Source organism: Nitrobacter sp. MLSD-S21 (genome assembly GCF_058809865.1).
Genome location: NZ_JBXASZ010000005.1, coordinates 1 through 14,256, shown reverse-complemented (window position 1 = coordinate 14,256; position 14,256 = coordinate 1). Strand labels below are relative to the sequence as shown.

General features: G+C 60.3%; 6 protein-coding genes. 4 read left to right on the top strand and 2 right to left on the bottom strand.

The window, feature by feature from the left end:
- Window positions 1-100: 100 nt before the first annotated feature.
- A complete protein-coding gene (locus AC1RT6_RS14700) occupies window positions 101-8,176 on the bottom strand; it encodes a SpvB/TcaC N-terminal domain-containing protein (RefSeq protein WP_493029514.1) in 8,076 nt (2,691 codons plus the stop codon).
- Between the two features lie 282 nt (window positions 8,177-8,458).
- On the opposite strand from AC1RT6_RS14700, the gene AC1RT6_RS14695 reads away from it, so the two are divergent.
- The 4 genes from AC1RT6_RS14695 to AC1RT6_RS14680 all read left to right on the top strand — a co-directional run bounded on the left by AC1RT6_RS14695 (window position 8,459) and on the right by AC1RT6_RS14680 (window position 11,815).
- Complete coding sequence (locus tag AC1RT6_RS14695) at window positions 8,459-8,743, top strand: hypothetical protein (protein ID WP_079448213.1); 285 nt, start codon at window positions 8,459-8,461, stop codon at window positions 8,741-8,743.
- Window positions 8,744-9,111: 368 nt separating this feature from the next.
- Window positions 9,112-10,131: a FecCD family ABC transporter permease gene (locus AC1RT6_RS14690; RefSeq protein ID WP_079448214.1), complete on the top strand. Its 1,020-nt coding sequence runs from the start codon at window positions 9,112-9,114 to the stop codon at window positions 10,129-10,131.
- Entirely contained in the window at window positions 10,128-10,910 is a 783-nt protein-coding gene (locus AC1RT6_RS14685) for an ABC transporter ATP-binding protein (RefSeq protein WP_079448215.1), read from the top strand. Before AC1RT6_RS14690 ends, AC1RT6_RS14685 begins: the two co-directional genes overlap by 4 nt.
- 5 nt (window positions 10,911-10,915) lie before the next feature.
- Window positions 10,916-11,815: an ABC transporter substrate-binding protein gene (locus AC1RT6_RS14680; RefSeq protein ID WP_079448216.1), complete on the top strand. Its 900-nt coding sequence runs from the start codon at window positions 10,916-10,918 to the stop codon at window positions 11,813-11,815.
- 120 nt (window positions 11,816-11,935) lie between these two features.
- Here AC1RT6_RS14680 and AC1RT6_RS14675 read toward each other — a convergent pair whose 3' ends face one another.
- Entirely contained in the window at window positions 11,936-13,183 is a 1,248-nt protein-coding gene (locus AC1RT6_RS14675; protein ID WP_079448217.1) for an outer membrane beta-barrel protein, read from the bottom strand.
- Window positions 13,184-14,256: the final 1,073 nt, after the last annotated feature.

Genomic DNA, 14,256 nt, shown 5'->3' with positions numbered 1-14,256 from the left:
ATAGCTGTCCGCGCTCGCGTCTGCGCAGACGGACGAATAAAACAGAACGGCAAGCGAGCTGGCAGGCGGGTTGATCTGCGTGTGAAGTAATCGATGTCGACTAGTCGCCTAGATATTTCCATTGCAATCTCCTCTCAAAAGCGGCGCGGCGAGCGCCACCGGCATTCCAGTCATTGTTCGGATCCAGCGCGCCTCCAGGACCATGACATTGCGCGCAGAACGGGTTGACGTTCTCACCATTGCGGTATCGCTGCATGGCCCGCTCCTTCAAAACCGGATCAATCGCGATCCAACCCCTGGGCCTCATTTCATAGACCATAATCGGAGCTGCAATGATCGATCCGACAGCAGCGACCGTCCCGCCCACCGCGACAAGACCTGCCCTGCCCAGCCAGGCGCCGCCGGCCATCATTCCACCGCCAGCCAGGCTTGCGCCTCCGCTGGTCACCTTGCCTGCGGTAACGATGCCAGGATCGTGCTCGGTGTCGATGCTTGCCAACATGAAGACGCCGCCGGCGGCATTGAATGCGCCTCCACCTGCGGCGAGCCATCGGGCGCCGCCCGTCATTCCCGGAGCCGCCATCTCCGGAAACGCCGGCATCGGACCTGAGGTCGTGCGTCCATTGATCGTGGCCAGCGGCGATCCGTGGACGGCGTACTTCGTATCGATGACGCCGCCGCCGTATTTCAGATCGCCAAGCAATCTGGCAGAACCGCCGGAGATGTCATCGCCCACCGCAAGCGTCGACCCCGGCTGAGTCACGACGACGTCCAGATTGTGCGCTCCCTTTGGACCGCCCGGGACGCCGCCGATTTGCGTGACGACGCCGTTCACGACGCGCACTTCGGAGTAAATATTCTCCGCACCCAGATAGCCGAGCTGCTTCATGTCATCGAGGACATTCGTCGCCTGAGCATGGGCGGCTGTTCCGAACGGACTGGCGGTACGAGAATTGAAGGTCGGCGGCCTGACCGCACCCGTCTCGAACCCCGCCTGCGCATGCAGGAACGTCAGCAGGTCATCGACCGAATTCGCCGCTTGCACAGGTGCGGCGGCCGCTACCGGAGGCGTCGAACCGGCGATGCTCATGAAGTTCCCGAACAGAGAACTTGCGCCGCTTGCGGCCGTCAAGCTCGACGAGTCGGGCGCGTGGCAGGTCATCGATTGATCGTCGACGGTCGCCAGCGTCGGATCGACGCAAGACTGAGTGGTCGGGTCACATTGCGTGCCGGTCGAGTCGGTAAAGCTTAGTGGGTTGTTACGAACATAGGCGTAGGTGTTCGATCCATCGACCAGCCCTTTCGGGTCGGACGCCGTCCATCGCCCCAGCCAATCGGCGTAGTACCGCGCTTCGCTGTAATACAGCGAGCTTTCGGTATCCCGCTCTTTGCCGCTGTACCGATATCGCTTCGGCGTATCGGTCCGGCTGCGAACCGCTTGATAGGTTGAGCTGCCATACGGCGCATATTCTTCATACGAAATGATCCGCGCCCGGTCGTCGAGTTCGAGGCAGGCGGAACCGAGATGATTGCCGAACTGATATCGAATCAATTGACGCGGCATCGGATCGTCCTGCGCGGTGTCGACAGTACGGGTCTCCACCAAGGCGATGCGCTGCTTGTCGTCCTTCACGTGAAATCTCTCGCGCTCCAGCGCAGCGGTCTGTGGGCTGATGCCGCTCGCGCCGGCGCCTTCGTGCCTCCTAAAGATTTCGAAGCCGCCGAAATCGATGCGTTCTTCGGTGAGGCCGGGCGCCTTTTCCCACACCTTGCGGATGCGCGCGCCTGATCCATCGTAGACATAAAACGCCTGTCCGCCGCCGCCCAGATCGACCTGACGCAGTTGGTCGTTGTAGTCCCAGTGCATGTTTGGACCGGGCGCGCCCCCGCCGAGATGAGGCATACGGACAAAGCTGCCGTGGGCATCGTACAAATAGGACTCGCCCTGTGGAGAATCGCTTCCCGGCTTCAGCGTGCTGCGGGTCAACCGGTTGGTCGTCTTGAGCTGCGTGCCGCCCATTCCGTCTTCGATCAGACTCGCTTCCTCGTACTCGTACGCTCGTGTCCAACCCGGCTTCGCCTGATTGCTACCCCGATGCTGCATCTTCAGGAAATTTCCGACGGCGTCGTACACGTAGCGCTCGATGTACCTGCCCATCGCGTTGCCGTCGTCTGGGGCCAAGCGTCCGGCGGAGTCGGCCGAGCCGTGACCCACACGAGCCGAATCGTCGGGAGCGTACGCGACGGATGTGCCGCCTTGTCCCAGATGCTCTCGACCGGTTCCTTCGATTAATCGATAAAGCGCGTCGTACGTGTAATCGTTGCTCGGCTCGACGCATTTATTTCTGAAAAAGATCGTTTGTTGCGCGTCGTCGCGAATGTGCGTGATGTTGCCCGATGGATCGTAGGTGTAATGAAGGTTCTGTAACCGGTCAGCCGCTTCGCTTCGGGTGTGCAGTTCGACGAGCCGGAACGTGAGCGGATCGTATCGGTAGAACGTGCACGCACCGTTCTTGTAGGCAATGGACAAACGTTGACCCTTGGCATCGTAGTCAATATCGGCGACGCCCACCGATGAAGGTGGCTCGTCTTCCGGATCCAGCAGCGCAACTGGTTGGTCTATCCGCTCGAGCCAGACATCGACGCGCTCCAACAAATTCGCTTCATTAAAAACCGGTTGGACGACGTTGAACGGCTTGGATCGTCCTCCGCGCACGAAATTACTGCGCGGTGCGATGGACTGGATCGGTCGATTGAGCGCGTCGTAGCGCGTGCTGCTTTCAAAGACCTCACAATCCAGCTTCGGATTCAGATTCCAGTCGGGAATCGTCTTGTAATCTGCAACGAGGCGGCGCGTGCTGTGAACCAGGTTTCCTTTGAAATCGAAAGCTTCAACAGGCATCTCGTTCGCGTCGACTCTCGCGCTGATAACGAATCCAGCCGAATCGAAGTGACGGAAAATACGCGTGCGCAAATTGAGCGCTTCAGCATTTGCAATACCTTCGCCGTATTCGCTGCGTTCGATCAGAATATCGCGATCCAAGGTACGAGGATCCGATTCTGCGCTTGTGCCGCGCACCGTCGTCTCGACCAGGCGTCGCAGGGCGTCATACGCGGTCGCGTAGACATGCCCGCGGCTGTCCCACGCTCGAATGGAGTTACCGAGTACGTCCTGGAGTTTCCAGCGCGCGCCAGCCTCCATGCTGGACTGGTAAATGCGATTGCCGGAAACGTCGTAGACGTAGCGCATCATGATCCGGCCGAGCGAATCGTCGCCTTGCTGAACTGCATCGCGGACGACGCGCTGATTGCCTTCGATGTCCAGCTCGACACGCGTTGCAAAAGCATCTTCGCGGCCGTCGAGATCGTGGCCAGCACAGACGACATGGTTCCTTACTACCGTCAGGAAGGGACGGCCGAGCACGTCGAGATGCGCCGTGCTCGGGGTGTCGGCGTGAGCTGCGGCACGCTGGGCGGCAACGCGCTCTTCCTTCCCTAGCTCGCCGTCGATGCGTTGTTCATGCCACGTCCTCCACAGCGGAGCTGAAGGGGATTGCGCCTTGAAGTACGCAGCTACAAATCCGCCGATATCCTCATCAGTCCGTGGATCGCCCGTCTGCGATTGACGCGGCGCGCAAGTATCGTTCGTATCGTACGTCGTCTGGCGCCAGGCATCGAACACAACCTTCTCATAGGTATGGTTCGGATGCAGTGTAGCGATCACCCGCCCGACCGGATCATAGAAGAGCACGGGACTTACACCGACGCGAACACCGAACTCGTGGCTGTGCGTGGCGCTGAAGAATGGCTCAAACTGGCGAACCGGCTTGCCTTTGTTGTTGAAAATCGTCCAGCCCGTGGTGACCCAGCGTCGATTGACGAAGGGCGCGCGCGGATCGTTGGCGTCGAGCGGTCCCGGTTCCGCCTGAACCTTCCGCTGAATCTCGCGGCCGAAGCCATCGGAGTAAGCGAAAGTGAGTTGAATCTTCAGACCCTGCTGTGGCAACGGCGCGTTGACATGCGTCTCGCGAGCGACCGTCGCGCTACAACTCGGCTGCCACTGTGTCGGGTCGTCCGGGTAGGCCGCTTGCGTACGTCGAAAGCGATCTACGTCGTAGACGATACGCGTGGTGGCGCCTTTAAGGAGCGTCCTCGCGATAGCGTGAGGATCGACACTCCCGAACAGGCCGTCGAGCTGCGCTTGATCGAGATCGGCAATGAACTCAGCTAACGAATCGCCTTCGGCCGACGACGGCAGCGGTTTGCCCATGACCGCGGTGCCCACGACCATGCCGAGCGTGTCGAAGATGACTTCCGTCCGGTTGCGGTTAGCATCGCTGACGGTGGTCGGCTGCATTACGATATAGTCGTAACTATCGACCGAGATGCGATTTCCGAGCGCATCTCGCGTCCCCGTAATCAGCAGATCGTAGGCATCGAAATCGACGATCGAGTCCTGGCCGAAGGGACCGCGGTAGCGGCGCGACATGAAAAAGTGAGCGCCAGCTTCTGCGAGTTCCTCCGCCGCAGAAACGTCCTCCACGTGAAAGAACGAGCGTCCCGAGGGCACCCACCAGTGACCGTTCCCGTCGAGGTCAACGTAGCCTCCGGTCGAAGCATCCTGTCCGCCCAGCACAACCGCAGGATCTGGCAGCAGAGCTTCGAAGCTCTGTCCTGGGCGGCGGCGCTGGAACGTTTCATCAAGAAGACCCGGCGTGAACGCGAGCTTGTAACTCTCGCCGGGCAGACAAAGCGATTGAATTTCGCCCGACGGCAGCAAGCCGTCCAGATCGTTGCGACGATAGAGCGTTCGCGCCCATTCAAGTGGCCGCCGCCGCTGACTCCCCGTGGCTATCGCTTCGTAAGCGATATCGGGGCCTGATCGCTTGTGGCGCAGACGATCTGCGCACATCGGATCGGGCTCGACAAAATCCGAGGCCTGGAACCGACCGCTCTTCGCCGTCTGTGTATAGCCGGTCAGCTCGAAGGTAATCGTCTCGTAGGGAAGTGGATTGCGTTGGGCATCAGGCAGCGTGACGGCGTTGGTGAAGCGTGTCTCGACATAGGTCAGCAGTGGGGATGTTTGCCGTGTGCGGTCCCATTGCGTCGACAGCGGAGAGACGCGGCGTCCATAAGCAATCGCAACCTGCTTGAGCACATTACCATAGTCATCCACGTCCAGCGTCAGTGTATGCTGAACGCGCGGATCTTCTGAATGGCGTTCGTAATGATGGGTGATCGATTCACGTTCGTGCGTGAAGAATACCGCGTAGCGATTGAGGCCTCGATGCTGCAGCATCCGGATGCTGAAGTTCTGTTCTGTAATCGTGTAAGGCGTACGTGCTCGTCGGGTCCATGCAGGTGTCGCACGCGGACCCTCAGCGTCGTCCGCATAAACCTCCTGGCGCAGCAGCGTACCTTTCAGAGATCGGCAGGCCTCGCGCTCTTCTTCCGGTGTCAAACCGGGCGGAACGATGGTGTCGTCGAGAAGCTGGGTGCGGGCAGCCGCGAGCGTCAAACCGGGCTCGCGAAAATACTCACGCTCGAACAGACGAGAGATACGGTCCGCGCCGAGGTAAATGCCAGTGTGGAACCAGCTCTTGGTATGCACAGGCGGCACGTGCGATTCGGCAGCGATATTGTCTGTCGGTAAGCCGTCGCCGTCGAACGCCGCAAACCGTTCGGTATCCCACTGCTCGACCATGCCGAAGCCGCGAAACTCGCGCTCCTCGCCATCATAGTGGCCATGATGGTAGGCGAAACGCGTCACGAATCGATTTCGACTGATGTGGTCGGTCGCCTCCACCCGTTCAACGACGTGTACCGGGAACGGCAAACGCGTCACCCACGGCCGCCCTGCTTCTCGATCGGCAAGATAGAACTCGGTGGAGGATTTGTACGTCAGCCGTGTCTCCGCACCGAGCTGATTGTCGTAGCGCGCCAGCAGATGTGGCTTGGTGCCGCGCGCAAGATCGATGAACTCCACCGGACGCCATGCGATGCTCGGAAGCGCGATCGACCACACAAGGCACGCTGTCCCACGGCCGAGCAGGTCGATGACATCGAGCGACACACCATCGGTCAGCACCATTTCGGAGATCGTGCGCGGCTGGCTCAGTCCATTGCCGCTTTCATTGAGAAAGATCTTTACGCCCTTGCGTCCGGCATAGATGACGTCGGTCGGTCCGGAGCCATCGACGTCAGCGAAGCGGATTCGGCGCGCATCGAAGATGCCGTCCTCGTCGAAGCAAGGCGCACCCTCCATCGTAACCTTCACCCCGAACCGGCCGTGGCCAAGATTGGGCCAGTAACAGACCTCACCGTTGCGAACACGAACGAGATCGGACAGTCCGTCGCCCGACATGTCGGCAAGGAACACCGCCTGATCCGCCTGCCCGAACAGCACACGCGGACCACGCTCCTCGTTCCATGGCACGCGCACGCGCACCGCTTCGCCGAAACCAAGGTCGCCCAGGGAGGGATGCCAGGTGATGGCCTGATCATCCATGATCAGAATGTCCGCGAGCCCGTCACCCGACAAATCGGTCAGACGAACGTTCGGACTGCTGAAGTCGACGAGTGGAAAAGCGCGGAACGGCCGAAATGGTGTCCAGCCTTCCTCGTCGGTCCGATCGAAATATCCGCCGGTGCCCTGCACGAGCGTTGCAAGCTCAAGTCGGCCGTCCGAGTCGAGGTCGATAAGCTGCGATCGGCCGCCCTCGCCGATGGGCCTTGAGCGGATCACCTGAACGGAGCCGAACTGGCCGTGCCCCCGATTCGGCTTATAGTACCAAGCGCCCTCCTCCTCCGCGAGCACGCCCGCGATTCCTTCGCCATCAAGGTCGATCCACTGATAGCCATGGCCGGCGACACCCGCGGGAAGATTCTCGAGACTTTCGCGTGGAAGCTGCTCGACTTTCCACTTTTGAGGCGTCGGCTCGTCGAGCGGACTGGGGTTGTAGCTCAGCAGCAACGGGGGTAGCGACCGACGCCGATACAATCCTTCTTCGAGCGGCCGATATCCGGATTGCGTGACGCGCGCCAGACGTGTGCCGAGCGATCTGGCGTCGTAATCGAGCTGAATGTCACGCACGAGCGTTCGCTCGGTCCCAAGCCGCTCCGGCATGCGATGCGCGACGAGAATTCGCTGGCATAATCGATGCGTGCGGATCTCGAAACCGGCGCGCGTTCTCGAAAACGGATCGCGACGCGCCTGCCTTGGAAGCGGCAGATCGTCCGTCCAGCGCACACGTTCGAATCCCTCCGCCTCGGGTTCATGCGCAAATGGCTCGTCGCCATAGTCGAGTACGGCTTCGAACAGCCATCCGGTTTGCGGATCGATCTGCGGCCGTGGAAGATGATTACGGCGCGCCGAATCGAGTGAAACATCGAGCAGCACCGGCCTGCGGTTTCCATACCTGACACGTTTCAGGTACCGGTTCGCGCTCCGGGATCGGAGGCGCTCGCTGGCGCGGGTGATATCGATGCCATCATCGCCTTCGGCTGCATATTCATACTCAATAGCGTTTCCGCGATCGTCGTAGCTGCGGCAGATAAGCCACTCGAAGATGCACTGTGCATCCTCAGGATCTGCAATGCGCGACGCAAGCGTTTCGCCGTATACGGTGAGAACGTTGTCTCGGGAAATGGTGCGCCAGTGGGTGTCGCCGTCGGCGATGCGGGTCCAGCTCTCTATCCGCGAAAAGGTTCCTTCGATGCGAGGTCGAAAGGCTCGCACAAAGTAGCCGCTCACCTCCCGATACGCTGTCCACGGCGCGTCTGCTGCGGTGATCGGCACGAGATCTTCCGATCCGGACAACAGGAAGATATCTGCCGCAGCATCGGCTGCCGCGACATTTTCGGCACGGCGCGCGAAAGGCACGTAACGCGGAACGCCCTTGTCCGTCCGCCTGGAGATAGAAGGAAGGCCGAGCGTCCAACCCAGTCCGAAAGGGCCATTGCCCGACCCGGAACTGTAGGACAAAGCGAGTGCAGGTTGAAATTCGCTGCGACTCTTGCTCAGCGGAATTGGAACGGAGAGGGTTGCTGTGCCATTCACCGGATTGGTTTGAAATTTCTCACCCAATCCTCGAATAGCTCCGCCGCCTTTCGGAACGTTCACCTGCGGTGCCGCAAATGACGACGGCGTCTCGGGTGATTGCTCCGTTTGCGGCATGTGTCCTTCGCCCTATCGATAGTTTTCCGTCCTTTGCTGACACACAGAGGTTCAATCTCAAGGGGACAATCGAGAGCGCGAAACGCGGGAACAGACTCTATTGATTTATCAAGTGGTACCAACCAAGCTCGCTATTTAGTATTTAGCCTTTTGCGAGAGTTCTATCGGTTCAGAGAGAGGCTTGATCTCCCTCGCGGAGCGATAGATCGGCCGATGCCGTATTGCGCGATATCAGGACGATGAGGCTGAGACGAGACGAGCAGTGGTGAATAGGAGCAACCTATGATCGAGGTTCGGCGGGTGGACGACGGCGGCGCACTTAGCTTCGAAGTCGTGGTGCGCGAAGGAAAGGGCGAGACTCGTCACCGCGTTACAATGTCTGAAGTCAAGAGCCAGCAGTTGACCGCCGGAAAGCACACGCCCGAACGCTGCATCGAGGCCGCCTTTCGCTTCCTGCTTGAACGGGAGCCCAAGGAGTCGATCCTCGCTCGCTTCGATATTTCCGTGGTTTCACACTACTTCCCGGAATTCGAGCACGAACTGCCCCGCTATCTCGCGCGATTCTGAAGTCAATTGCACGCTCTATATTAGCTGCGATGCGGAGGAACGTTCGCGGTTGCGCAGGGTCTTCCGCTGTGCTTGTTTGGACCGCATCAAGCTCGCCAAGCGGTGAAACGGCAACGCGGTGCGGGGATTTGTCCTCAATCCTACTGCTGCCGCGAGAGCATTGGCGGCCATGCGTGTCCATCCGGACGCTAACATGGCATGCATGCGCGGAAGCAGATAAAAGCCGCAAAGCGATCAGCCGGTGATGCATTCCGGCGCACGATGGCGGGTCAGAAAATGACAGGGCAGAAATAAAGGGCCGTCATGGGTTTCGCGAAATGCGCTGCCGAGCCGGCCGGACCCGCGGCTTGCCGTGCTTACAACGTCACATGGTGACCGTCGCCGACCGCCAGCGAGCGAGCGTGACGCTCGCGCTGTGCGCGGGTGTCGCGGTGTTGACGCTGATGTCGCTGGGAATAGGCCCTGTGGCGTTGTCGCCGGCAACGATTCTCCATGCCTTGTTTGGCGGCGGTAGCGAAATTCAGCGGATCATTGTGCTGGAGATCCGCTTGCCGCGTACGATCCTCGCGATAGCGATCGGCGCGATTCTCGGTTTGTCGGGCGCCGCCCTGCAGGGACTCCTGCGCAATCCCCTGGCATCGCCCTCGCTGTTCGGCGCACCGCAGGCGGCGGCGTTCGGCGCGGTGCTGGTGATCGCGCTGGGATTGGCCGACATTCATTCCTTTGTATTGCCAATGGCGGCGATCCTGGCTGCGTTTATTTCAGTGTTCGTGCTGCTCGTGATCGCGGGGCGCGAGACGAGTCTGCTGATCCTGATCCTCGCCGGCCTGGCGATCTCCGCTCTTGCAGGCGCGGCGACGTCGCTGACGATGAACCTGTCAAGCAACCCTTTCGCGGCATTGGAAATTGCATTTTGGCTGCTGGGATCGCTGGAAGACCGCAGCTTTCGGCATGTGACGCTGGCGCTGCCGTTCATCGTCGCGGGAGCTGCCACCCTGATGAGCCAGCGTCATGCGTTTTGCACGCTCAGTCTCGGTGAAGAAGCCGCCTTCAGCCTGGGGGTCAACGTCGGCCGGCTTCGGTTGTGGACGATCCTTGGCGTTGCCCTTGGCGTTGGCGGTGCGGTCGCGGTGGCCGGCGCCATCGGCTTCATTGGGCTGGTCGCCCCACACCTGATGCGCCCTCTGATCGGCTACGATCCGGCGAGGCTGCTGGTACCGAGCGCACTGACCGGCGCGGCGCTACTGCTCGCGGCCGATATCGCGGTGCGCGTCATTCCCTCGACCTCGGACATCAAGGTTGGCGTCCTGACCGCGCTGATCGGAGTGCCGTTCTTCCTCTACCTGATCGTGCGCGAGCGGCGGGCGCTGGGTGGAGGAGTGGCATGAGCGAGACGGCTGTTCTCGTCGCATCGTCGCTGTCGGCGAGCCTCGGAAAGAGAGTCGTCCTGCACGACATTTCGCTGGCACTCCCCGGTCGGCACCTTGTCGCGCTGGTCGGGCCGAATGGTGCAGGCAAGACCACATTGCTGCGGGTGCTGGCGGGACTACTGCCCTCGAAAGGCAGGATCGAAGTTTGCGGCGACGCGCTATCATCTCTAAGCCTTCAGGAACGCGCGCGCCGTTTTTCCTATCTGCCGCAGGGTCACCAGATACATTGGCCGCTACCGACAAAGGATGTCGTGGCGCTTGGACGATACCCGCACGGTGCGATCGATCCCGGAAGGCTGACCGACCACGATGCCGCGGCCGTGATGCGGGCGATGCAGATGGCTGACGTGACAGATTTGAGCGATCGTCGCGTGACGGAATTGTCGGGCGGCGAGCGCTGCCGGGTCGCGCTGGCGCGGGTGCTGGCGGTGGAAGCGCCAGTGCTTTTGGCCGATGAACCGACTGCATCGCTCGATCCACGCTATCAGATCGAGATCCTGATCAAACTGCGGGCAACGGCTGACAGCGGAACGCTGGTTGTCGTGGTGACGCATGATCTCGGGCTCGCCGCGCGTTTCGCCGATATTATTCTGGTGATGTCCGAAGGGCGTCTGGTATCGCAGGGACCACCTGCCGACGCGCTTTCGGAGGCCATCATGTCCGAGGTCTTTCGTATCAGAACCTATCGTGCCGACCATGAACGTGAAATCGTCCTCGTGCCGTGGGCGGAAGTTTGATCGCGATGTTGCGGCGTACGAGGTTGCATCGCTTTCGTAAGGCGATCCGGGCCGGTTTCGCCGCCCGGAGAAACGGTGATCTTGTCGCCGTCGCCCTGGCCTTGACCGTCGGCATCGTCACGCCCGCGCACGCCGCGGATCTGCCGCGTGTTGCGTCGATTAATCTGTGCACCGATCAGCTTCTGATGACGCTCGCCGACCCGGTACAGATCGTCGGCCTTAGCCCTTATTCGCGCGATGCCGCACGCTCCTACGCCGCGGACGAGGCAAAGAAGTATCGGCGGCTCTCCGGCGAGGCGGAGGACGTGCTGATGCTCAGACCCGACGTCGTTGTTGCCACCCAGTACACCAAGCGCGCGACGCGGGAGCTGCTGAAGCAGCAAGGGATGCGCGTGGTCGAATTCGATCTCGCAACATCGATCGATGACGTGAAGGAACAGATTCGCCGGATGGGCGATCTTGTCCGGCATCCGGACCGCGCGCAGATCCAGATCACGCGGCTCGACGCTGCGGTGGCCCGCGCAAAGGAGGCGGCGGCGCGCAGGCCCTATCGGGTGCTGGCGCTGTCGCGACGCGGCTGGGTGTCGGGCGATAACAGCCTCACGAGTGCACTGCTCTCGGTCACCGGGCTGTCGAACGCGGCATCCGGTCTTGGCATTACGCACGGCGGGTTTGCAAAGCTTGAAACCATTGTTGCCGCTCGACCGGATCTTATCCTGATATCGGACGGCAGCGATGTCGCCGAAGACGAAGGCAGCGCGCTTCTGTTGCACCCGGCGCTGGAGAAGATGTATCCGCCATCGCGGCGCATCGTGATTCCTGAAGATCTCACGGTGTGCGGCGGGCCGATGCTTGCCGAGGCGCTGGACCGGTTGATCGCGGAGCTGAAGCGAATCGGAGACTAGGCTTAGGACTCATAAACGCCGTCCGGTATCGCGCCGGGTTCCTCCGCTTACCGCGGAAGGCGCGTCCATACGCCCTTGCCGGAGCGGCGTGATCCCTCGACCGTGCTGCGCCGGTAGCCGTCAGAAGAGAATGCCGGTCTCCACCAACGCTCGGACCTGATCGCGTTGGTTGAGATCGCGGCCGAAGCCGTAGCCGGCTTCGAGATGGCCAACTCGGACATAGGACAACTCTCCACGCACGAAGAATAAGCCCTTCTCGTAAGTCGGAGTGATGGTAAGCGACCAGGCGTCGCTCTTTGCCCCATAGAGCAAATTTGTCGGCGTGCAGTTAGGGTCGGCGCCACACGTTCCGCCGGTCGCCTTTATATATTCGGCGCGGGCGCCGAGGGACCACTCATGGTTCAACGTGTATTTGGCGAGGAGGGCACCTCCATAGGTGCCGGCCGCGCGATTGATTCCGAGTTGATCATCACGCCCAACGTGGTTGTATTGCAGGTATGGCGTGAGTGTTAGCGGGCCGCTGGTGTATGTGTAGATCAGGTTGAAGATGCTGCTATTGTTCTGCAATAGCGGCGTTGCGGTTGAGGATTTGTCGTTTGGCGACAGACTGCCCGCACCCACGAAGGCGATCGAATGCGACGAATCGATCGCATACGTCAGCGCGCCCGAAAGCCAGTTCAATGTGCCTGAGAAAAAGCCATCGTTCAGTGACACTGACGCGCTGAGCGGGCCGTGCCCATAATTGATCTGAACGCCGCGGTTGACTGCGTTCTCCTGATTCCAAAGCAGCCCGCGCGCGATGTTGATGTTCTGGAAGGTGAAGGTCGACTCGGCCCCCACCAAAGTTGGCAGGTGGCCCGCTACAACTGACAGCTCAGGATTGATCACCGCCTTGGCATAAGCAACAGAAACTGGACCATATAGCTGGCCTGTCGCCTTTGTCGCTTGCAGATAGGAGGAGCCGAGGACTGGCACAGAATACGCGCCCCCCTGAATGTAGAACTGCACCGGCCCCTTGGTCGTTTGAAGCTCGATCTGAGCGCTGGTCACATCGACGAAACTGCCCTCATTGCCGGTCCCCCCGGCGTGGGTGGGATGAGTTTGGAGTGCGCCGATTCCGATCAGTTGGCCGCCGACGAAAACCGAACCAAGCTGACCCGCATCTATCGAGAAGGGGTCGGAATTTGGCACAAGCGGGCCAGAAAAGCTGGGCGTGGAAAGAGGCTCGGCGTGCGCGACTCCTACATCGAAGAGCGCGCTGCAGCCGCCCAGCGTGAGGGCGAATTGCAAGATCCCGAGATCGAATCGACGACGCGCGGTGCGCCCGGACGTCTGAAGTGTTTGCGAATATGGCGATTGTGATGTCATCGGTGCATTCCCCTCCTTGGAAGGGTCAATGCGCGCGAGAACTAAGAGGGGTCGCGGAAAAGCGACGCCTTATCTTTCGGCGGTACGTAAGGCGCCGCGGCCGTTTCGCGTGTATTCGGTTGTCCTCTTGAGCGTTGGACATGGTCCTCACCAAACTAAGAAAGCGACGAAGGGGCGGGTTATCGTTTCCTGGGACCAGATCCCGCAGAGCGATCACCAGGGGACAGCTCTTGAACGTGTCCCGCGCCACACAAAGCAAAACATGTGCCAGCCGATCGGCACTCGCTATTGCTGCGGTCTGCTTCGCACTTGGCCTTTGGCAGCACCTAAGACGGACTGCCAAGGCGGGGATGCCCGTTCATGCTCGCTTAGCCCCTCATGTCAGCGATTTCCGTCGATTGAATTCCAAGGGAAGGAGTGAGGCTGGAGCTATTGACGATGAGCACTGCATAAAATTTCATCGATCGGCATAGGAACGCCATAGGCCGACCCCAGACGCCTCATTGGAGATCTGAAAATGCAGGATTTTTCGGAGGACGGCGCCTCGCCTGGGTAAGCAGGCGAACTGGGACGAGTGATGCTGGCAAGCCGCTCTAACGAGATATTCCAGAAAACATAAACCAAGAACTAAATTTGGCGGCGGCCGCATTTCGCTGCCCGCGCGGGGGTTTTCGCGCGTCTATTTTCCCGCTCCGGATTGCCTGCCGACAATGGATGCTGAACTCCGGTTATCCTTTCATCGCTTATGCACCCCGTTAGGTGCTTGCACGGCATTAAATTTGGGCAGTGATCTGCGTGGATTCTGGGCAAAGCGATGCTGTGGCCATCTCATTCAAGATGAGCCGAGCCATTCTACTCGGCGGGAGTTATGCGCGATGCAATCGGAAAAAATTGAACAGAATAAAGCGTGCGAAAGCTATTCTGCTACTTTCTTAAGCACCTATGTCGGCGTCAGCTTGGTTGCGTTATCGAAGACCGGATCACCCGATCCCTTCCCGATGGTGGCCGACACGACATGGCCGAGGCGATCGAGCACGAAGTTGACGAGGATCTCGACGTTTTTCTGGATGTGT

Excerpts from the sequence above, each read along its gene's own strand:
- AC1RT6_RS14685 (WP_079448215.1), top strand. The coding sequence starts at position 10,128 with ATGAGCGAGACGGCTGTTCTCGTCGCATCGTCGCTGTCGGCGAGCCTC.
- AC1RT6_RS14700 (WP_493029514.1), bottom strand. The coding sequence starts at position 8,176 with ATGCCGCAAACGGAGCAATCACCCGAGACGCCGTCGTCATTTGCGGCA.
- AC1RT6_RS14690 (WP_079448214.1), top strand. The coding sequence starts at position 9,112 with ATGGTGACCGTCGCCGACCGCCAGCGAGCGAGCGTGACGCTCGCGCTG.
- AC1RT6_RS14695 (WP_079448213.1), top strand. The coding sequence starts at position 8,459 with ATGATCGAGGTTCGGCGGGTGGACGACGGCGGCGCACTTAGCTTCGAA.
- AC1RT6_RS14675 (WP_079448217.1), bottom strand. The coding sequence starts at position 13,183 with ATGACATCACAATCGCCATATTCGCAAACACTTCAGACGTCCGGGCGC.
- AC1RT6_RS14680 (WP_079448216.1), top strand. The coding sequence starts at position 10,916 with ATGTTGCGGCGTACGAGGTTGCATCGCTTTCGTAAGGCGATCCGGGCC.